General features: G+C 44.5%; 15 protein-coding genes, 12 tRNA genes and 1 rRNA gene. 3 read left to right on the top strand and 25 right to left on the bottom strand.

Annotated features, from left to right (window positions below):
* Position 1 precedes the first annotated feature (1 nt).
* Both comGB and comGA read right to left on the bottom strand, forming a co-directional pair.
* The gene (comGB, locus tag J5566_RS05475; protein ID WP_244228959.1) at positions 2-1,039 is read right to left on the bottom strand and encodes a competence type IV pilus assembly protein ComGB; all 1,038 of its coding nucleotides are present in this window, start codon (positions 1,037-1,039) and stop codon (positions 2-4) included.
* On the bottom strand, positions 951-1,901 hold the full coding sequence (comGA, locus tag J5566_RS05470; protein ID WP_105117568.1) for a competence type IV pilus ATPase ComGA: 951 nt from the start codon (positions 1,899-1,901) through the stop codon (positions 951-953). The genes comGB and comGA overlap by 89 nt, the downstream gene beginning before the upstream one ends.
* 85 nt (positions 1,902-1,986) lie before the next feature.
* Between comGA and J5566_RS05465 the strand changes: the two genes are divergently transcribed.
* Positions 1,987-2,955 carry a S66 family peptidase gene (locus tag J5566_RS05465; protein WP_208562431.1) on the top strand — a complete coding sequence of 323 codons (969 nt, stop codon included), beginning with the start codon at positions 1,987-1,989 and terminating at the stop codon, positions 2,953-2,955.
* 9 nt (positions 2,956-2,964) lie between these two features.
* Here the strand turns inward: J5566_RS05465 and J5566_RS05460 are convergent, their stop codons facing one another.
* From J5566_RS05460 to pbp1b, 4 genes are all read right to left on the bottom strand, one after another.
* Positions 2,965-3,324: a DUF1033 family protein gene (locus tag J5566_RS05460; protein WP_208562430.1), complete on the bottom strand. Its 360-nt coding sequence runs from the start codon at positions 3,322-3,324 to the stop codon at positions 2,965-2,967.
* Positions 3,325-3,474: 150 nt separating this feature from the next.
* Positions 3,475-7,110, bottom strand: coding sequence for a DNA-directed RNA polymerase subunit beta' (gene rpoC / locus J5566_RS05455; protein WP_208562429.1), 3,636 nt, complete (start codon positions 7,108-7,110; stop codon positions 3,475-3,477).
* 180 nt (positions 7,111-7,290) lie between these two features.
* A complete protein-coding gene (rpoB, locus tag J5566_RS05450; RefSeq protein WP_208562428.1) occupies positions 7,291-10,863 on the bottom strand; it encodes a DNA-directed RNA polymerase subunit beta in 3,573 nt (1,190 codons plus the stop codon).
* A 252-nt stretch (positions 10,864-11,115) separates the two neighbouring features.
* Entirely contained in the window at positions 11,116-13,527 is a 2,412-nt protein-coding gene (gene pbp1b / locus J5566_RS05445) for a penicillin-binding protein PBP1B (protein ID WP_208562427.1), read from the bottom strand.
* 121 nt (positions 13,528-13,648) lie between these two features.
* On the opposite strand from pbp1b, the gene tyrS reads away from it, so the two are divergent.
* Both tyrS and J5566_RS05435 read left to right on the top strand, forming a co-directional pair.
* Complete coding sequence (tyrS, locus tag J5566_RS05440; protein ID WP_208562426.1) at positions 13,649-14,905, top strand: tyrosine--tRNA ligase; 1,257 nt, start codon at positions 13,649-13,651, stop codon at positions 14,903-14,905.
* A gap of 57 nt (positions 14,906-14,962) precedes the next feature.
* Positions 14,963-15,340, top strand: coding sequence for an HIT family protein (locus tag J5566_RS05435; protein WP_208562425.1), 378 nt, complete (start codon positions 14,963-14,965; stop codon positions 15,338-15,340).
* A gap of 27 nt (positions 15,341-15,367) precedes the next feature.
* Here the strand turns inward: J5566_RS05435 and J5566_RS05430 are convergent, their stop codons facing one another.
* From J5566_RS05430 to rrf, 19 genes are all read right to left on the bottom strand, one after another.
* On the bottom strand, positions 15,368-15,577 hold the full coding sequence (locus J5566_RS05430; protein ID WP_208562424.1) for a heavy-metal-associated domain-containing protein: 210 nt from the start codon (positions 15,575-15,577) through the stop codon (positions 15,368-15,370).
* A gap of 2 nt (positions 15,578-15,579) precedes the next feature.
* Positions 15,580-16,020, bottom strand: coding sequence for a CopY/TcrY family copper transport repressor (locus J5566_RS05425; protein WP_208562423.1), 441 nt, complete (start codon positions 16,018-16,020; stop codon positions 15,580-15,582).
* 99 nt (positions 16,021-16,119) lie between these two features.
* A complete protein-coding gene (locus tag J5566_RS05420) occupies positions 16,120-17,628 on the bottom strand; it encodes a metal ABC transporter solute-binding protein, Zn/Mn family (protein WP_208562422.1) in 1,509 nt (502 codons plus the stop codon).
* Positions 17,629-17,636: 8 nt separating this feature from the next.
* Positions 17,637-18,449: a metal ABC transporter permease gene (locus tag J5566_RS05415; RefSeq protein ID WP_125266200.1), complete on the bottom strand. Its 813-nt coding sequence runs from the start codon at positions 18,447-18,449 to the stop codon at positions 17,637-17,639.
* Positions 18,442-19,152, bottom strand: a complete 711-nt coding sequence (locus J5566_RS05410) for a metal ABC transporter ATP-binding protein (protein ID WP_208562421.1) — start codon at positions 19,150-19,152, stop codon at positions 18,442-18,444. Before J5566_RS05410 ends, J5566_RS05415 begins: the two co-directional genes overlap by 8 nt.
* On the bottom strand, positions 19,152-19,595 hold the full coding sequence (locus J5566_RS05405; RefSeq protein ID WP_208562420.1) for a zinc-dependent MarR family transcriptional regulator: 444 nt from the start codon (positions 19,593-19,595) through the stop codon (positions 19,152-19,154). Before J5566_RS05405 ends, J5566_RS05410 begins: the two co-directional genes overlap by 1 nt.
* 112 nt (positions 19,596-19,707) lie before the next feature.
* Positions 19,708-19,791: transfer RNA gene (locus J5566_RS05400), tRNA-Leu, on the bottom strand.
* 12 nt (positions 19,792-19,803) lie between these two features.
* A tRNA-Gln gene (locus tag J5566_RS05395) sits at positions 19,804-19,875 on the bottom strand.
* 11 nt (positions 19,876-19,886) lie between these two features.
* Positions 19,887-19,959 (bottom strand) — tRNA-His (locus J5566_RS05390).
* Between the two features lie 6 nt (positions 19,960-19,965).
* Positions 19,966-20,036 (bottom strand) — tRNA-Trp (locus J5566_RS05385).
* Between the two features lie 7 nt (positions 20,037-20,043).
* Positions 20,044-20,124 (bottom strand) — tRNA-Tyr (locus J5566_RS05380).
* 15 nt (positions 20,125-20,139) lie between these two features.
* Positions 20,140-20,212 (bottom strand) — tRNA-Phe (locus tag J5566_RS05375).
* Positions 20,213-20,215: 3 nt separating this feature from the next.
* A tRNA-Met gene (locus tag J5566_RS05370) sits at positions 20,216-20,289 on the bottom strand.
* Positions 20,290-20,298: 9 nt separating this feature from the next.
* A tRNA-Ser gene (locus J5566_RS05365) sits at positions 20,299-20,388 on the bottom strand.
* 8 nt (positions 20,389-20,396) lie between these two features.
* A tRNA-Glu gene (locus tag J5566_RS05360) sits at positions 20,397-20,468 on the bottom strand.
* Between the two features lie 5 nt (positions 20,469-20,473).
* A tRNA-Ile gene (locus tag J5566_RS05355) sits at positions 20,474-20,547 on the bottom strand.
* A 34-nt stretch (positions 20,548-20,581) separates the two neighbouring features.
* Positions 20,582-20,652 (bottom strand) — tRNA-Gly (locus J5566_RS05350).
* Positions 20,653-20,658: 6 nt separating this feature from the next.
* Positions 20,659-20,731, bottom strand: a tRNA-Val gene (locus J5566_RS05345).
* A gap of 5 nt (positions 20,732-20,736) precedes the next feature.
* A 5S ribosomal RNA gene (gene rrf / locus J5566_RS05340) occupies positions 20,737-20,852 on the bottom strand.
* Between the last annotated feature and the right edge of the window lie 11 nt (positions 20,853-20,863).

The following is a 20,863-nucleotide window of genomic DNA, read 5'->3' as shown; positions in this document are numbered from 1 at the left end:
TTTATAACTCCATATTTTGATAAATCGGCAGCAACATGGCTGCGTAGATGAGAACGACCATTAAGGCCACAAAGAGAAAGACCAGCGGTTGGATCAGTTGCATGGCTCTATTGACCCGAGAGAAAAATTCCTCCCAACACTCAGCAGCATAGACTATCAACTCGCTCCCCAATTTGGACTTGACCTGACCGTACTCGACAATCAAACTCAACTCTCGCTTAAAAAAAGCGTAATTCTTAATGTGATCGTGAAAATCCTGACCATTTGATAGCGACTGCTCCAGGTCCTGGCCAATCTCCCGAAAGAGCTGCGATTGTTGCTCCTGCATCAGGCCCACAATCTGCGGCAGGTCCAGACCTTGCCCAATCAAACTCCCCCACTCCCTGGCGTAATAGGCCGTCAGGTAGGTTTGGATGAGTTTTCCGAAAAATGGCAGAGCTGCCAAACGGGAAAATGCCTTGATTTTGTTTGATTTACGAAACCAAACCAGACTAGCCATGATAGCCACCAAATTCAGACCACAGAGGGATAAAAAAATGGTCGGTAGATGATTAATCAGCGTGGTCGCTACATTACCTTCCTCCAACTGGGGCAGAAGATAGTTTTTCAAGCCAAGCATAATCAAAAGCAGAAAACCAAGCAAGATAACTGGATAGGTCGCCACCTCAATCAATTTTTTACGAACCTTGCTGACATTTTCCAGATAGGACTGGATATGGCTCAAACTCAGGCTGGTATTACCATGAACTTCTGCCAGAGCCACCTGTGTGACCACCGCATCTGAAAACCGCAAATCCGCCAGCAAACTTGAAAAAGGTTTGCCTGCAAGAAGACCATCGGATAAAACTTGTGTATATGGGTCTGCCAAAAGCTGACTACGCTTAAGAAAATCGACAATCTCTCCCAGATGAAAACCACTGGCAAAGAGATTATTAAACAGTTCAATGACCTTACGCTGGCGAACTAAGGGCAATTTTTTCTGTTTCTGCCTGCCGAAGACTGATATGTCCTGCTGCAAAAAGGCGATCAATTTGTTCATTCCACTGGTCTGCGGAATGGTTTTGGTAGTTTTCGTTTGCAAAATCCACTACACCTCCTCCCCCGATCAAACGTTGATAGGCAATGCCTTGAAGGGCATTGTTTAGCTCCTCAGGACTGACCCCCAGTTCCAACATACGGGCATAGACACCTGAAATAGACCTTGCATGAACTGTTGAGAAAACGGTAGCTCCCGTCAAGCTGGCTCGAATGACTGCTCGAGCGGTTTCCGCATCCCGAATTTCACCGATAATAAGCAGGTCCGGTCGATGACGGAGGGACAGTTTAATCAGATTGTCGTAGGTGGCTCCGATGGCTTCATTGAGCTGGAGTTGCAGCATATCCACCTGTTTGATTTCGACAGGATCCTCGATGGTCAAAATCTGCTTATCTGGGAATTTCAGCCTGGCAAGATGGTACATAAGTGTGGTCTTACCAGAGCCGACTGGACCCGAAAAAAGATAGAGCCCTCGTCCCTTGATTTCTTCTGCAAGCCGCTCGGCCGCCTCAAACCAGAACTTGAGTTCCTTGTCATTGTCATAGAGCAGGCGGATAACCAAGCTTTCCTTACCACGATAATCTCCGACAGTTGATAGGCGCAGGGAAATCTCGCCGTTCCCATAATCATAGTCACAGGAACCCTGCTGGCTACGGCGTTTTTCACCGACATTTAAACCTGCTAAGAACTTGAAATGGCTGATGATGGCTGTTACTTCCACCTCAGCCAGGTCTTGCACAAATTCCCGTTCGTCCATGATACGATGATAGACTTGGTAGTCCTGACCACGAGGAACCAGATAAATATCACTGACCCTATCCGCCACCGCCTTTTCAATCAACTTTCTTGCTTTTTCTTGAATCATAAAACCTCCTCACCCTATCTATTCGCAAGGAAACTTGATTTTCCATGCTTTTTTGTTAAAATAATAAAAAAGCTTGGAGGTTACTATGAAAAGATTAAAAAAAGGCGACCACATACGCGTAGTCAGCCCGTCATCTTCCATCGAAAGAATTGGTGGCTTCGAGGCCAATCTAACTGCCAAGGAAAAATTGGAAGACCTAGGCTTCAAGCTATCCTTTTCGGAGCATTATTTTGAAAATGATCTGTTTTACTCCGCTCCGATTGCCAGTCGTGTTGCGGACTTGGAAGCAGCCTTTGCGGATGAATCAGTTGATGCCATTCTGACAACCATTGGCGGTTTCAACTGCAATGAACTTTTGCCCTATCTGGATTTTGACCTCATTTCTCGTCATCCAAAGATTTTCTGTGGCTATTCAGATACGACTGCCCTGCTCAATGCTATCTACGCCAAGACAGGTATGCAAACCTACATGGGTCCAGCTTATTCAAGCTTCAAAATGGATTTGGGGCAAGAGTACCAAACAGAAGCCTGGCTCAAGGCTGTGACACAAGACTCCTTTGACTTGACCCCGAGTCCTGAATGGTCTAGTGACGCTTGGTACCTACCAGACGGCCCTCGCACCTTTTACCCAACTGACTGGAAAGTCTACAATCCAGGCCGGGCCTCTGGTATTGCCATCGGCGGAAATATCTCAACCCTCAACCTGCTGACAGGGACAGAGTTTGCACCCAGACCAGACAACTATATTCTATTTTTAGAGGAGGCGGAAGACGACGATTATCTCATTATCGCTCGTCACTTGACTGCCCTGTTGCAAGCCTATCCCAATCCTCAGGCGGTCGTCTTTGGACGTTTTCCAAAAGAAACCAAAATGACAGAGAAAATTTTGCTGGCAATTCTGGACAAACATCCTATTCTCAAGACTATTCCTGTTCTCTACGATTTGGACTTTGCCCATACCCAACCTCTTTTTACCATCACAATCGGAGGTCAAGTGGAAATCGACAGCCAGACCATGAGTCTACATTTTAAGACAAGAAAAAGCTCGGACTAATCCGAGCTTTTATGCTAATTTATCTTGCTTCATGCGACAGATTCGTTGACAGCTTTCTCCCGAATGGCTCAACTCTTTTTTCAAATGCGGCTCTTCTACTTCAAGCAAGAGCAGGGAATGATAGCGTTGCAATTCTTCATCACATTCTTCGCACCAATACCTGTCATCTTCATCCCAGAATGCCACCAAATGATCTTCTTTTTGCTTTGTTTTTGCATATTTTTCAGAAAAATGGTCACATTCTTTCCGAAAATATCTCTCAGCATCCTGCAAATCGTCAAAAGTTTCTTGGCTAACAATATCTTTTTCCCAGCCATCTACAAACCACCAGGGCTCAAAGTCCCCATACATTTTAATTACTTGATACATACTCTTACTTCCTTTAATGGATTTATTATAACGAAAAAAAAGAAGAGATGAAAAGATTTGGCTTGTAAATTATTTTACAAAGTATGGTCTTTTGCCGACAATCCCGAAATAATAGGAAAACACAGCCCAAATCGAGCTGTGTTTTGTTGATTATTCTGTTACCATTTCTTCGGCAAGTTCTTGTGCTACTGTGTCTTCAATGATTTCAACTTCATTGACTGCTTGTGGTTCAAGATTACGGTAGCGGGCCATACCTGTACCTGCTGGGATAATCTTACCGATAATAACGTTCTCTTTCAGACCGAGAAGGTTATCACGTTTACCACGAATGGCTGCATCTGTAAGGACACGTGTTGTTTCCTGGAAGGATGCGGCTGACAAGAATGAGTTGGTTTCAAGGGAAGCCTTAGTGATACCCATTAGGACTGGACGAGCTGTTGCAGGAATGCCACCAGCAATAACCACGTCAGCATTGGCATCTGTAAAGTCAGTGATATCCATGAGGGTACCCATGAGAAGATCTGTGTCGCCTGGATCCATGACACGAACTTTACGAAGCATTTGACGAACCATTACCTCGATGTGCTTGTCGCCGATTTCTACACCCTGGCTACGGTAAACTTTTTGAACTTCAGAAAGAAGGTAAGTTTCAACCGCCAAGACATCACGGACTTCAAGCAAGCGTTTTGGTTGGATAGAACCTTCGGTAAGAGCTGCTCCACGTGCAACTTGGTCACCAACTTCAACCTTCATACGGGCTGTAAATGGAACCACATATTCGCCTTCGCCAGTTTTACCTTTAACAAAGACTTTCTTGGTACGAGTTGCTGCATCTTCTTCGATGGCTGTAACTTCACCTTTGACCTCAGTGATAACCGCTTCCCCTTTCGGATTGCGGGCTTCAAAGATCTCTTGGACACGAGGAAGACCCTGCGTGATATCGCTGTTTGAGGCTACACCACCCGTGTGGAAGGTACGCATTGTAAGCTGTGTACCAGGCTCACCGATCGATTGGGCAGCGATTGTACCAACTGCTTCACCCACTTCAACCGCATCACCTGTTGCCAAGTTGATACCATAACAATGACGGCAGACACCGTGACGGGTGTTACATGTAAATACGCTACGGATAGTGACTTGTTCCACACCTGCATTGACAATTTCACGAGCAATGTCTTCGGTAATCAATTGGTTTGGACCAATGATAACGGCACCAGTTTCAGGGTGTTTAACAGTTTTCTTGCTGTAACGACCTTGTAAACGCTCTTCAAGTGGCTCGATCATTTCCTTGCCATCTGTGATTGAACGGATGTCAAGACCACGGTCTGTTCCACAGTCATCTTCACGAATGATGACATCTTGGGCAACGTCAACCAAACGACGAGTCAAGTAACCTGAATCGGCTGTCTTCAAGGCCGTATCCGTCATACCCTTACGGGCACCGTGAGTTGAGAAGAACATTTCCAATACCGAAAGACCTTCACGGAAGTTAGACAAGATTGGCAATTCCATGATACGTCCGTTCGGAGCTGACATCAGACCACGCATACCGGCCAACTGGGAGAAGTTAGAGATGTTACCACGGGCACCAGAGTCCATCATCATAACGATTGGGTTCTTAGGATCTTGTTTTTCAACTAGGCGTTTCTCCAATTTTTCCTTAGCGGAACGCCACTCATCTGTAACAGCTGCGTAACGCTCATCATCGGTAATCATACCACGACGGAATTGTTTCTTGATTTGTTCGACACGCTCGTGAGATTCTTCAATGATTTCAGCCTTGTTGTCGATAACTGGGATATCGGCAATCCCCACTGTCAAACCAGCAAGTGTTGAGTGATAGTAACCCAAGTCTTTCAAACGGTCAAGGAGGGCTGATGTTTCAGTTGTACGGAAACGCTTGAAGATTTCAGCGATGATGTTACCAAGATTTTTCTTCTTGAATGGTGGGTTGATTGGCAATGCTGCAATAGCAGCCTTGATATCTGAACCTGGTTCCAAGAAGTATTTATCAGGAGTTCCTTCTGTCAAGTTAGCGTTGTTGGGCTCTTGCAAGTAAGGAAGTCCTTCAGGCATAATCGCGTTAAACAAGATTTTTCCGACAGTTGTCATCATAATCTTGTGTTTTTGGTTGTCTTTCCAAGGTTTGTCCAGGCTATCTGTTGCGATACCTACACGAGTATGCAAGTGAACATAGCCATTTCGGTAAGCCATAACAGCCTCATCCGCATCCTTGAAGACCATACCTTCACCTTCACGACCAGCATCTTCCATGGTCAAGTAGTAGTTACCCAAAACCATATCCTGAGATGGTGTTACGACTGGCTTACCATCTTTAGGGTTCAAGATATGCTCTGCAGCAAGCATAAGGATACGTGCTTCTGCTTGTGCTTCTTCTGACAATGGAACGTGAATGGCCATCTGGTCACCGTCAAAGTCGGCGTTGTAGGCTTCACAGACAAGCGGGTGCAAACGAAGGGCTTTACCGTCAATCAGAACTGGCTCAAAAGCCTGGATCCCCAAACGGTGAAGGGTAGGTGCGCGGTTCAAAAGAACTGGGTGTTCTTTGATCACTTCTTCCAAGATATCCCAAATACGGTCATCACCACGCTCAATCAAACGTTTTGCAGCTTTTACGTTACCAGCAATATCACGGGCAACGATTTCACGCATGACAAACGGTTTGAAGAGCTCGATTGCCATTTCACGTGGCACACCACATTGGTACATTTTCAATGTTGGACCGACAGCGATAACGGAACGTCCTGAGAAGTCAACACGCTTACCCAGCAAGTTTTGACGGAAACGCCCTTGCTTACCTTTGAGCATGTGGCTGAGTGATTTGAGCGGACGGCTACCTGGTCCTGTAATTGGACGACCACGGCGACCGTTGTCAATCAAAGCATCCACAGCTTCTTGCAACATCCGTTTTTCGTTTTGTACGATGATACCTGGAGCGTTAAGTTCCAAGAGACGAGCCAAACGGTTGTTACGGTTGATTACACGGCGGTAGAGTTCGTTCAAGTCAGATGCGGCAAAACGACCACCATCCAACTGAACCATCGGACGCAAATCTGGTGGAATAACAGGAAGGATGTTGAGAATCATCCACTCAGGCTTGTTACCAGATTTGTAGAAGGCATCGAGTACATCCAAGCGACGAACTGCTTTAATCCGTTTTTGCCCAGTTGCAGTTTTTAACTCTTCTTTAAGAGCTGCGATTTCTTTTGGAAGATCTACCTGCTTCAAGAGGTCTTGAATAGCTTCAGCACCCATTTTGGCAACAAATGAACCATGACCGTATTCACGCAAACGCTCACGGTATTCACGTTCTGTCATGATGGATTTGTGCTCAAGTGGCGTTTCTTTTGGATCGATGACCACATAAGCGGCGAAGTAAATAACTTCCTCAAGAGCACGTGGGCTCATATCCAAGGTCAAGCCCATACGGCTTGGAATACCTTTAAAATACCAGATATGTGAGATTGGAGCTTTCAACTCAATGTGGCCCATACGCTCACGGCGTACCTTGGCACGAGTTACTTCAACACCACAGCGGTCACAAACGATACCTTTGTAACGGATTCGCTTGTATTTTCCACATGAACACTCCCAGTCTTTTGTTGGACCAAAAATCACTTCATCAAAAAGTCCATCTCGTTCTGGCTTAAGTGTACGATAGTTGATTGTTTCAGGTTTTTTAACCTCACCATAAGACCATGAGCGGACCTTATTGGGTGAAGCTAACGTGATTTGCATACTTTTAAATCGATTTACGTCAACCACTAATAATCCCTTTCTTTTCTTGTGAGAGGTGGATGAGTCACACCTCAAATTCTTGAATCATTGACATCAGGTCGCTGGAAGCAGAACTCTGTTCTCCTCCCAGTCATCAAACCGAAGTCCTCAGTTGGTCCTTCTTTCCTCTTAAAAAGGGAATAGGACCAACCGATTCCTTCATTTTGATTATTCTTTTCCTGCTGCCTCTTCTGCTGCAAAGGCTGCCGCTGCGTCAGCTGCTGCTTTTGCACGTGCTTTTTCAAGATCATCTACGTGGATGATATCATCATCTTCACCTTCATCTAGGTCACGCAATTCTACTTCATTATCATCTTCATCAAGGACACGCATATCCAAACCAAGTGATTGCAATTCTTTGACAAGAACGCGGAATGATTCTGGAACACCTGGTTTTGGAATTGGTTTACCTTTTGTGATGGCTTCATAAGCTTTAAGACGGCCTGTCACATCATCTGACTTGTAAGTCAAGATTTCTTGGAGGACGTTTGAAGCACCATAGGCTTCAAGGGCCCAAACCTCCATCTCACCGAAACGCTGTCCACCAAACTGAGCCTTACCTCCGAGTGGCTGTTGGGTAACGAGTGAGTATGGTCCGACTGAGCGGGCATGAAGTTTATCATCAACCATGTGGTGAAGCTTGATCATGTACATGACACCGACAGACACACGGTTGTCAAATGGCTCACCTGTACGACCATCGTAAAGAATGGTCTTAGCATCTGAGTCCATACCTGCTTCTTTAACAGTTGACCAGAGGTCTTCTGAACTTGCACCATCGAAAACTGGTGTTGCGATATGAATGCCCAAGTTGCGAGCCGCCATACCCAAGTGAAGTTCCATAACCTGACCGATGTTCATACGTGATGGCACCCCGAGTGGGTTCAACATGATGTCAACTGGTGTTCCGTCTGGAAGATATGGCATATCCTCAACAGGTACAATACGTGAAACGACACCCTTGTTACCGTGACGACCGGCCATCTTATCTCCGACCTTGATCTTACGTTTTTGAGCGATGTAAACACGAACCAACATGTTAACACCTGATTGCAATTCATCACCGTTGGCACGGGTAAAGATTTTCACATCACGAACGACACCATCGGCACCGTGAGGCACACGAAGAGAAGTATCCCGTACTTCACGTGACTTGTCACCGAAGATTGCGTGCAAGAGGCGCTCTTCAGCAGAAAGATCTTTTTCACCTTTTGGTGTGACTTTACCAACAAGAATGTCGCCTTCTTTAACTTCAGCACCGATACGGATAATACCCATTTCATCCAAGTTGCGAAGAGCATCTTCACCAACGTTTGGAATTTCACGAGTAATTTCTTCAGGGCCTAACTTGGTATCGCGTGTTTCTGATTCGTATTCTTCTAAGTGAACAGATGTATAGACATCATCTTTCACAAGGCGTTCAGACATGATAACCGCATCCTCGAAGTTATAACCTTCCCACGTCATGTAGGCAACGATAGGGTTTTGACCAAGAGCCATTTCCCCATTTTCCATAGAAGGTCCATCTGCGATGAAGTCGCCTTTTTCTACGATGTCGCCCACTTTTACAAGGGTACGTTGGTTGTAGGCCGTACCTGAGTTTGAACGACGGAATTTAGAAATGTGGTAGACATCAAGCGATCCATCTTCACGACGCACTTCTACCTTGTCCGCATCTGCGTAAACAACCTTACCATCGTGTTGAGCGATAATTGCCGCACCTGAGTCGTGAGCAGCCTGGTATTCCATTCCAGTACCAACGTAAGGTGCTTTTGGATCAATCAATGGAACAGCCTGACGTTGCATGTTGGCACCCATGAGGGCACGGTTGGAGTCATCGTTTTCCAAGAAAGGAATACATGCTGTCGCAACGGCAACTACCTGTTTCGGTGAAACGTCCATGAAGTCCGCTGAATCTGCTGGGAATTCCTGGTTGTTACCTTGATGACGTCCCATAACAATCTTATCAACGAAACGGTTGTGTTCATCAAGTGGTGAAGTCGATTGAGCTACGATATAGGCATCTTCTTCATCTGCTGTCAACCAAACGATTTCGTTCGTTACTGTACCAGTTGCACGATCGATCTTGCGGTATGGTGTTTGAATGAAACCATACTTGTTGAGGTGACCATAGGAAGACAAGTTGTTAATCAAACCGATGTTTGGTCCCTCAGGCGTTTCAATCGGACACATACGGCCATAATGGGTGTAGTGAACGTCTCGCACCTCATAACCAGCGCGGTCACGGGTCAAACCACCAGGTCCCAAGGCTGACAAACGGCGTTTGTGAGACAACTCAGAAAGTGGGTTGTGTTGGTCCATGAACTGTGACAACTGTGATGAACCAAAGAATTCTTTAATCGCAGCTGTAACAGGACGGATATTGATGATTTGTTGTGGAGTCAATACTTCATTGTCTTGAACAGACATACGCTCACGCAAGTTCCGTTCCATACGAGTCAAACCGATACGTACTTGGTTGGCAAGCAATTCACCAACGGCACGAATACGACGGTTACCCAAGTGGTCAATATCATCTACACGACCAAGACCCTCAGCCAAGTTGAGGAAGTAGCTCATTTCAGCCAAGATATCCGCAGGTGTTACTGTACGTACGTTTTCTGCTGGATTAGCATTACCAATCACAGTGACTACACGATCTGGATCTTTTGGTGCCACAATCTTGAATTTCTGCAAGAGAACCGGCTCAGTTAAAACAGCTGAGTCATTTGGAATATATTCCACCAAGTTGAGCTCATCAAACTGGTCTTCGATACGGTCCAAAACATCCCGGTTCAAGATAGTACCAGCTTCCAAGACGATTTCGCCTGTTTCACCGTTAATGACATGTTCTGCCAGCGTTTGATTGAGCAAGCGAGTACGGAGGTTGAGTTTTTTATTAATCTTGTAACGACCAACAGGCGCCAAGTCGTAACGACGTGGATCAAAGAAACGAGCTGTCAAAAGGCTACGAGAGCTTTCAGCTGTCTTTGGTTCACCTGGACGAAGACGCTCATAGATTTCCTTGAGGGCTTCATCTGTACGAGAATCCGCTGGATTTTTATGAATATCTTTCTCGATAGTGTTGCGTACCAATTCGCTATCACCAAAGATATCGAAGATTTCATCATCACCTGAGAAACCAAGAGCACGCACCAGCGTTGTAAATGGAATCTTACGCGTACGGTCGATACGAGTGTAGGCAATATCTTTTGAATCTGTTTCCAATTCCAACCAAGCACCACGGTTAGGGATAACCGTTGAACCATAACCTACTTTACCGTTCTTATCTACTTTATCATTGAAGTAGACACCTGGTGAACGAACCAACTGAGAAACGATAATCCGCTCTGCACCGTTGATGATGAAGGTACCCATCTCAGTCATGATTGGGAATTCACCGAAGAAGACCTCTTGGGTTTTAATTTCACCTGTTTCCTTGTTGATCAAACGGAAGGTAACGAAAATTGGTGCAGAATAGTTAGCATCGTGTGCACGCGCCTCTTCCAAGCTATATTTTGGTTCCTTTAATTCGTAACCAACAAATTCCAATTCCATGGTTTCTGTAAAGTTAGAAACCGGAAGCACATCTTCAAAGACTTCCTTCAAGCCATGGTCAAGAAAATCCTGGAAAGAATCCGTTTGGATTTCAATCAAATTTGGTAAATCAAGAACTTCCTTGATTCTTGAAAAACTACGACGGGTACGATGTTTCCCGTATTGAACGTCATGTCCTGCCAAGTTAATTCTCCTCTATTTTTCTATTGATTTTTTGCAAAATCAAACACATTTGCCTTTTGTTAGAATTTTTAGAATCTTTAAGAATGCATTACAATTCCTAAAAATCCATCAAATAGACACAAAAAGAGCAGTTAAATCTTCCTTGTTCAAGTATGATTTAACTGCTGTAAGCCTTGATTGGACAATATTTCAACCAAGACACACGACAAATAATTTAATCTATTTTACCATATTTTCTGCAAACTTGCAAGATTATTCGTCATCATTCGCCGTTGAAGTTTCTGTGTCAGAAGATGTGGATGTCTCTGACGAAGAACTATTTCTGGAGGCACCTGATGAAGAAGAGCGACTCGATGAAGAACTACTGTTTCTTCTTGTCTGCGAGCCAAAGAGGGAATTCCAAGCTGTTGCATAGTCGCTATCTGTTCCGCCAATCATAAACTTATAGCTCGCTGTAGGCGCTCCATTCTTAGCCCAGTAACTCGTTGTCATAGCTCCTGAAACATTGTAGGTAAAACCATTGACCTGAACACTTCCTGGACGTTGACCTGTCGAAGCCACCACACTAGAGGAGATTACGGAGTCATCCATTTCAAAGCGTCCTTGGAACAAACTAGCGTCCGCATTATAGATGGCATTTGTTAAATAAGCAACAAAATGTGGATTATCATTATAACTAGCGAAATCAGCCATTCTTGTATTATCGTCATATCCAGCCCATGTTCCCAATGTAATTTGGGGTGTTGCTAACATCAACCAAGCATCTGCTGCACCACTACTAGTACCTGTCTTTCCAACGATATCTGTCCCTGCCATAATTTGAGGATTTATTGACTTCATCCAACTAGCATAGTTTGTTGTCACTCCAGACGAAATAACCCCTTTTAACAAATGCATCATAATGCTAGACGTAGCTTTAGAGTAAACCTGAACTGGTGCGGCTGTATGTTGATAAATAACTGTACCATCTGGGGCTGTGATGCTTTCAACTATATACTGTTCGTTGTATACACCTCCATTTGCTAAGGTTTGATATGCATTTGTATTTGTCGCCACAGAGACTTCTACACCACCCCCAAGTGGAAGGCTTTCAATATCATAAGTAGAAATTTGATAGTTCATTTTTTCCATATAACTTTGGACATCTACACCTGATTGTTGCAACAACTTATACGTCCAAAATACTGGTATATTCACAGACCGATTAAGCGCAGTCTGTAAATCTATTTTCCCAGTACCAACACTATTGACGTGCATAATTTGTTCACCGCTTGAAAAAGTTGTTGGATAATCTGACAACACACTTGCAGACCCCATCAACCCCTGATCAATTGCAATACCATAAGCAAGAATAGGTTTTATCGTAGAAGCTGGTGAGCGCAATGTATTAAAGGCATGGTTATTTTGATTTTGTGAATAGTCTCTGCCACCAATAAAACCTAAAACTGCACCAGTTTTATTGTCCAGGAGAACTGACCCGGTTTCAACCAAAGCTCCTCCATCGTCAAGTATATACCCATAATTCGCAACTGCTGCTTGCATGGCGTCATAGATGGTTTTATTGACAGTACTTTTTATGACGTAACCACCTAGACTCAACTCTTCTACAGCCATTTCTCTATAAGCTGCAATCGTTTCGTCATTTTTCAAATCTGACTCTGATACCTTGTCACGCGTCACCAAGTAGTCATACATCCGCTCCTTGGCCTCATCCATAACAGCGTAATACAAGAAGTCCTTGGTATCAGTCGTGACAGGGTTCGGAGCAAGGAAATCCTGCGTAATGTCATAGGCTTGATAAGTTTCGTATTCTTCCTTGGTCAGATATTCCGCACGGTACATGTTGTACAAAACATCCTTGTAACGGGCGAGTCCATAGCTCATATTTTCAGCGGATTTCAGGCTACCATCAGATGAGTAAGGTGAGTAAACAATCGGACTCTGTGGCAGACCAGCAATAAAGGCCGCTTGCGGTACTGTCAACTCACTTGCAGGTTTTCCAAAAATCCCTTGGGCCGCCTCTTCTACCCCTGCGATGTTCTTCCCTTGGTTATTACGACCGAAAGGCGAGACATTGAGATAGGTTGTTAAGATTTCGTCCTTGGTCATGGTTCGTTCTAAAGCAAGGGCTGATACAATCTCATTTGCCTTTCGAGTGAAGGTCGGCGCATCCCCTACTAGCTGCTGTTTAATCAACTGCTGGGTCAAGGTCGAACCACCACTTGTAGAACCAAATCCAATTGAACCCAGGGCAGCCCGAATCACAGCCTTAGGTACGACACCATTGTGGCTCTCAAAGGTCTCATCTTCTGTTGCAATGACCGCTTGCTTGAGGTAATCCGAAATTTGAGCACTCTCAACTGGTGTACGCAGCAAATCCGAATTGACCTCCGACACCAAGGTCCCATCTTGATAGGTGACCGTTGAAATCCTTGTCAATTGTGTCACTTCCGAAACCAATTCCGTTGATTCCGGTACTTCAACTGAATCAAAAAGACTGCCGATGTAACCTAAACCAACCCCCACACCAAATACCCCGATTAAGCCAAGGATAACGGTGATGGAATTGACCATCAATTTCATACTTCTCAAAAGAACACTTATCCAGTCACGTCCTGTAAAGTTCAAAGGCTCTTTTGGACTGTTTTTCTTGTTTTTAGACATAAAAAACTCCTTATCCTATCCATTATACCAAAAAGTCTGTATTTTCAGCAATTTCATGGTATAATAGGGATAATTTTTATTGGTTAGATGTGATTTCGCATCGACATTTAAGGAGAAACACATGAACATTTTTGAAGAACTAAAAGCTCGTGGCTTGGTCTTTCAAACGACAGACGAAGAAGCCTTGGTAAAAGCATTGACAGAAGGACGGGTTTCTTATTACACAGGATACGACCCAACAGCTGACAGCTTGCACTTGGGTCACTTGGTAGCGATTTTAACTAGTCGTCGTTTGCAGTTGGCTGGTCACAAGCCTTACGCCCTCGTCGGCGGTGCGACTGGTCTGATTGGCGATCCTTCCTTCAAGGATGCGGAGCGCAGCTTGCAAACCAAAGACACCGTGGACGGTTGGGTAACAAAAATCCAAGGTCAGCTCTCTCGCTTCTTGGATTTTGAAAATGGTGACAACAAGGCTGAAATGGTCAACAACTACGACTGGTTCTCAGGCATCAGCTTTATTGACTTCCTTCGTGATGTCGGTAAATACTACACAGTCAACTACATGATGAGCAAAGACTCTGTGAAAAAACGGATTGAAACAGGGATTTCCTACACCGAGTTTGCCTACCAAATCATGCAGGGTTATGACTTCTACGAACTCAATGACAAGCACAATGTGACCCTGCAAATCGGTGGTTCTGACCAGTGGGGCAACATGACAGCAGGTACCGAGTTGCTTCGCCGCAAGGCTGACAAGTCTGGCCACGTGATGACTGTTCCGCTTATCACCGACTCGACAGGTAAGAAATTTGGTAAGTCAGAAGGCAACGCCGTTTGGTTGGATGCCGACAAGACTTCCCCTTACGAAATGTACCAATTCTGGCTCAATGTCATGGATGACGATGCCGTTCGTTTCTTGAAAATCTTTACTTTCTTGTCATTAGATGAGATTTCTAAGATTGAAGAAGAATTTGACGCTGCCCGTCATGAACGTCTGGCTCAGAAAATTTTGGCTAAGGAAGTCGTGACATTGGTTCACGGTGAAGAGGCTTATAACCAAGCCCTTAACATTACCGAGCAATTGTTCGCAGGCAACATCAAAAACCTGTCCGCAAAAGAGCTCAAGCAGGGTCTCAGCAACGTTCCAAACTACGCTGTTCAGGCTGAAGACAACCTTAACATCGTTGAACTCTTGGTTACCTCTGGTATTGTCAACTCAAAACGCCAAGCTCGTGAAGATGTGCAAAATGGTGCCATCTATGTCAATGGTGAACGTGTACAAGACTTGGACTATACCCTTTCTGACAGCGACAAGATTGACGGCGAGCTGACCGTTATCCGTCGTGGTAAGAAGAAATATTCTGTGTTGACTTATTAGTGTTTTTCAAGGAAATCCTATGTGATTTCCTTTTGTTCTATCAATAGGAGAACAGCCATGACCTGCATTTTTTGCCACCAACTCAAAGAAGAAGATATTCTCTACCAGACGGAGCATTTCAAGGTCGTCTGGGATATTGACCCTGTTCAAACGGGGCATCTACTGATTATCAGCAAAGACCACTATGACACGCTCAGCCAAGTCCCACCTGTTGTTCGCTACGAATTATCGGACTTGGAAGTCTTTTTGACTGAAAAACTCTGTCAGGAATTAGCGATTGACGGTGTGACCATAGCTTGCAATGACCGCTTGTTTGATGTCGGCACCCATTTCCATGTCCACCTCATTCCACGCTTTCAAGAAGATGGTTTCTGGGATCAGATTTCCCTTGCACAAGTGCAACTGGACCTGCATAGATTTCTCAAAGCATTATAAAAAGCAGCCCGACGGCTGCTTTTTCGCTTATATCAACTCTTCAACTCCGTAGATAGTATCATCCAACACCTCTTGGTAGGCCTCCAAATCGTAGGCCACTGAAGTTTCCACTTCCGCCAACTGCTGATCCAGCTGGATTTTCACTTCTACCACTCCGTCCAAATCTAAGAGATGATTGGTCACGTGTTTGACACAATTTTGACAAGATAAATTTTTCAATTTCAAAGTTTGCTTCATATTCAATCTCCTTTTGCATGATGACCACAGGTACATTGTCCCGCCAAGCACTGACAAGCGATTCGCTCAGGTGCAGTCTTTTGTAGCTGAGAAATTTTGCTAGCTAGATTTTCTAGGCTTTTTTGGGAAAATGTCCCTGTGTCTAGCAAGTTTTCAACCAACTGCCCCTGTTTTGTGGAACAGATGGTAGCTAGTAAGAGTTCCACCTGCCCCTGCAAATGCTCCTCTTCACTGATTCGCGGATAATAGTGGTACTTGCTGGTTTCCTTATCCATTCTCAGATAGTTTTTCTTCCGCAAACGACCTAAAAGTGTCTTAATGGTCGTCGCCTGCCAATCAAAGCCTTCCTGCAAGGCCTGAATAATTTCCTGGGAAGTCGCACCAGGATAGGCCCACAGAACTCGCATGACCTGCCACTCCGCAGCAGAAATTGTCTGTTCCACACATTCACCTCCAATCACATTTCTACAATAAGTCTACATTTGTAGTCAAAAAATGTCAAGAAGAAAGACCGAGCAAGATACTCGGTCGATTTTCCTATGTTAGTGAGCCAGCATTTCCTGACCAATTTCCAAACCAGTCAAACCAACTGGATAGTAGGTCGGCCAGTTTTCCAATTCTTCCAATAGTTTTTCTTGGCTCTCTCCACCAAAATAGATATGGAAGTGACCTGTCTTAACAGGAGCAATATTGTGGTCACTGAATTGCACATACTTGTAATCACCAGCATTTGGATCCGTTGCTTCAAATAAGAAACGAACACCACGGTTACCTTTTTTATAAGTCAAAATTTCATAACCCACGTACTTATAAGTATACTTGTAAGACTTGTCTCCAACTAGAAACTCCATGGTATTATCTGTAATGTTGATTTGATCAACGTCTGTCTTGTAACCTGTGTCGTAGTATGCCTTATACTCTTCAGCTGTCATATCACCTTTAATTTTCGCCTTGTAATCCCAAACTTGATCAAGCGTACCATCGAGCAAATATGGGTAAACAGACTGCCACTCCCCGGCATAATCTGACAAAGTGCGGTCTTTTACCGCAGAATCTTCAAAATAACCATTGTAAACCGTCTGAGCCGTTTCCGCACCCTCTTCTGGCAAGATCTCTACACCAGCTTGGCTGGTTGTTTTTTCCAAAGCCGCCAAGTTTGCTTCCATGATGGAAATATAATCCTCACCACTATCCATAGCTTCTGTCGTTACACTCTCAAGCGTATCCAAAACGTCCAGTTCCACGCCAGTTTCTTTTGCCAAGGTTTCTGCTACTGCTGAAGATGCATTCTCTTCAAAATAGATGTACTTGATGCCATAGGTCTTGATGTATTCGGTCAATTCCGCCAAACGAGTTGCCGTAGGCTCTTGGTCTGCAGAGACACCTGTGATCGACACTTGGTGCAAACCATAATCCAAAGCCAAATAAGCAAAGGCAGTATGCTGGGTGACAAAATATTTTTGCTTAGCAGCTGACAAAGTTTCTGTATATTGAGAATGCAGAGCTTCTAGCTTTTCAATATAGGCTGCTGCATTTTCTTCAAAAACAGCTTTTTTCTCAGGATACTGGGCAATCAAACCATCCCGAATGGTTTCTACCAAGGTAATGGAACGTTCCGGCGACAACCAAACGTGTGGGTCATATGCATGGTTATGTTCTTCCCCTTCAGCATGGTCATGTTCTTCTTCCTCGCTACCAGGCAAGAGCAACATTCCCTCCGTCGCCTTTATGAAACTAACCTCATCTGTATCAATAGTATTCAGTACATCTGGAACCCAGGTTTCCATGTTTTCATTTTCATAGACAAAGGTATCCGCTTCTTGAATAACGGCAATGTCCTTGGCAGACGGCTCAAAGTCATGAACTTCTGTACCCGCTTCAATCAAAAGGTCAACGGTTCCTTCCTCACCCACAACCTGTTTGGTAAACTCATAGACAGGATAAAAGGTGGTCACGATGTTCAACTCATCATTTTGAGAAGCTGTGCTATTACCACAGGCAGACAAGGCGAAGAACGATAATCCCAAACCTAAAAGAGCTAATTTTTTCATAATTCCTCCTATTTTTTAAACTTGGCTACTAGATTCACCAATAAGAAAATACTAATAAAAATCAAGGTAATGCTGGCACTTGCAGGTGTTTCAGCATAGTAAGATGTCAACAAACCAGTGACCATTCCAAAGAAACCAATCGACATTCCGATTACAATCACCGACTTAAAATTTTTCCCTAGACGAAGCGCAATGGCTGCAGGCAAGACCATGATGGTCGATACCAAGAGGGCACCAGCCGCAGGAATCATCAGGGCAATGGCGACACCTGTCACCACATTAAAGGCAATAGACATGGCACGTACTGGTAAACCGTCCACAAAAGCTGTATCCTCATCAAAAGTCAAGATATACATAGGACGTAGGAAGAGAAGGGTCAACAAGATAACCGCAACTGCAATGCCAAACAAAGCCCAGACCTGTTCCTGGCTAATAGTGACAATCGATCCAAATAGATATTGATCTAAACTCAAACTCGACTTGCCGCCAGACTTATTCATGACAATAAGGGAAATAGCCAGACCTGTAGACATCAAGATTGCCGTACCGATTTCCATAAAGTTTTTATAGATCGTCCGCAAGTACTCAAGAAAGACTGCTGCCACAACCACAACAAGTAATGTTGACACAGTCGGAGAAATCCCCAAAACCAAACCAAACGCTACACCTGCTAAGGAAACGTGACTAAGGGTATCTGACATCAAACTCTGTCTTCTAAGAATGAGAAAAACACCCAGGATTGGCGAAAACAAACTCATGGCAATAATTGCCAAAAAAGCCCGCTGCATGAAATCATACTGGAAAATAGACAGATCAAACATGGCCTACCTCCGATTCTAATTCCGCATCATGAACATTGAAACAGCGCCAAGGAGAAGCCTGATCACGAACCAAATGAATATTGCGATCTGCATATCGACTCAACTCATCAGGATCATGAGTAATCATCAAAACAGCCTTTCCATGCTTCTTAGCAGAATGGTGCATTAACTTATAAAAAGCATCCTTGGTACCGCTGTCCATGCCAGTAGTCGGCTCATCCAGAATGAAAATATCCGGATCAGATGCAAACATCCGAGCAATGACAGCCCGTTGCTTTTGTCCACCGCTCAGTGAACCCAGTTTTTTATCTCGATGATCCCACATACCAACCGATTCCAAACTCTTCTTCACATGTTCCTCATCGTGAGCCGTCAACCGTCTAAACCAACCCTGCCTTGGGTAACGCCCCGAACGAACAAATTCCAAAACAGTACTTGGAAAACCAGCATTAAAGCTAGCAATCTGCTGTGGAAGATAGGCCATCCGCAATTTCTTACCCGAAATACGCTTATCAGAAATCACAACAGAGCCAGACAAGGGATTCAAAATTCCCAGCGTCGCACGAATCAAAGTCGACTTTGCTGCTCCATTCTCCCCAGTAAGTGTTACAAATTCTCCACTATCCAAATGATAATGGATGTGCTCTAAGACCGGTTCTTGTTCATATGAAAAAGATAAGTCTTCAACAGTGATATATCTCATTACTTTTTAATTTTCCCAACTAAATCAGTCAAAAAACGACCAATAATCTCTTGTTCCTCTTGGCTATATGCAGCCAATACTTCGTCATAAGTAGCAATCGTCAATTCATGATGGTGCGCATGTTCTAAAGCAATTGGCTTGGCCTTATCAGTCAACTGATACCGAATGATACGTGCATCCTTTTCATCCCGCATCCCCATCAACATATCTTTTGCCAACAAAGATTTAACAGCCTTGGTAATAGCAGCCTGGCTAACCCCTAATTCCTTAGCAATCTCAGAACTAGTATACGACTTATTCTCAATCAACATCAAGATATGTTCCTGTGTATTAGTCAGCGTTTCTTGACTCTGGCAAGACCCAACCAAAATTTCCAAATGATTTTCAGAACTCAGGATAATCTCCTGTAATTTGATCTCTATTAAATGTGCAAGCTTACTCATAAGTATTTCCTTAATCAATTAATTGTTAACTTGTTAAGTATATCATAAAAAAATGAAAATGCAAGCAAAAAGAAAGAACTTTCAAGAAAAACTTGAAAGTTCTTTTCAACTATACCGGCGGCCGGGGTCGAACCGGCACGTCCTTGCGGACACTGGATTTTGAGTCCAGCGCGTCTGCCAATTCCGCCACGCCGGCATATAGTTGTAACTGGGGTAGCTGGATTCGAACCAACGAATGAGGGAGTCAAAGTCCCTTGCCTTACCGCTTGGCGATACCCCATCAATAAAATAGGCGAGTGAGGGGAATCGAACCCCCGAATGTCAGAGCCACAATCTGATGTGTTAACCACTTCACCACACCCGCCATCTACACGGGCAGTAGGAATTGAACCCACACTGAAGGTTTTGGAGACCTTAGTTCTACCTTTAAACTATGCCCGTAAAGGTATGGAGAGAGAGGGATTCGAACCCCCGAACCCGAAGGAGCGGATTTACAGTCCGCCGCGTTTAGCCTCTTCGCTATCTCTCCAAAATATTAAATTAATGGCGCGAGACGGAATCGAACCGCCGACACATGGAGCTTCAATCCATTGCTCTACCAACTGAGCTACCGAGCCAAATTGCGGGAGCAGGATTTGAACCTACGACCTTCGGGTTATGAGCCCGACGAGCTACCTAGCTGCTCCATCCCGCGTTAGTAATAAGGAGGATGTGGGATTCGAACCCACGCACGCTTTTACACGCCTGACGGTTTTCAAGACCGTTCCCTTCAGCCGGACTTGGGTAATCCTCCAAAAAATATAGTCCGTACGGGATTCGAACCCGTGTTACCGCCGTGAAAAGGCGGTGTCTTAACCCCTTGACCAACGGACCATATATGGGCACGAGTGGAATCGAACCACCGACCTCACGCTTATCAGGCGTGCGCTCTAACCATCTGAGCTACGCGCCCAAACAAAAGTTTGGGTAGAACCTATTTAGTTCAAAGCGGGTGACGAGAATCGAACTCGCGACAACAGCTTGGAAGGCTGTAGTTTTACCACTAAACTACACCCGCTTAAAATGGGAGTTAACGGGATCGAACCGCTGACCCTCTGCTTGTAAGGCAGATGCTCTCCCAGCTGAGCTAAACTCCCTATTTGCTAAGCGACTACCGTATCTCACAGGGGGCAACCCCCAACTACTTCAGGCGTTCTAGGGCTTAACTGCTGTGTTCGGCATGGGAACAGGTGTATCTCCTAGGCTATCGTCACTTAACTACTGAGTCT

This window comes from Streptococcus suis (assembly GCF_017601095.1).
GTDB classification, from domain to species: Bacteria; Bacillota; Bacilli; order Lactobacillales; family Streptococcaceae; genus Streptococcus; species Streptococcus suis_Z.
Note: the sequence above shows the minus strand (reverse complement) of the source record. Positions and strands in the feature narration are given on the sequence as shown.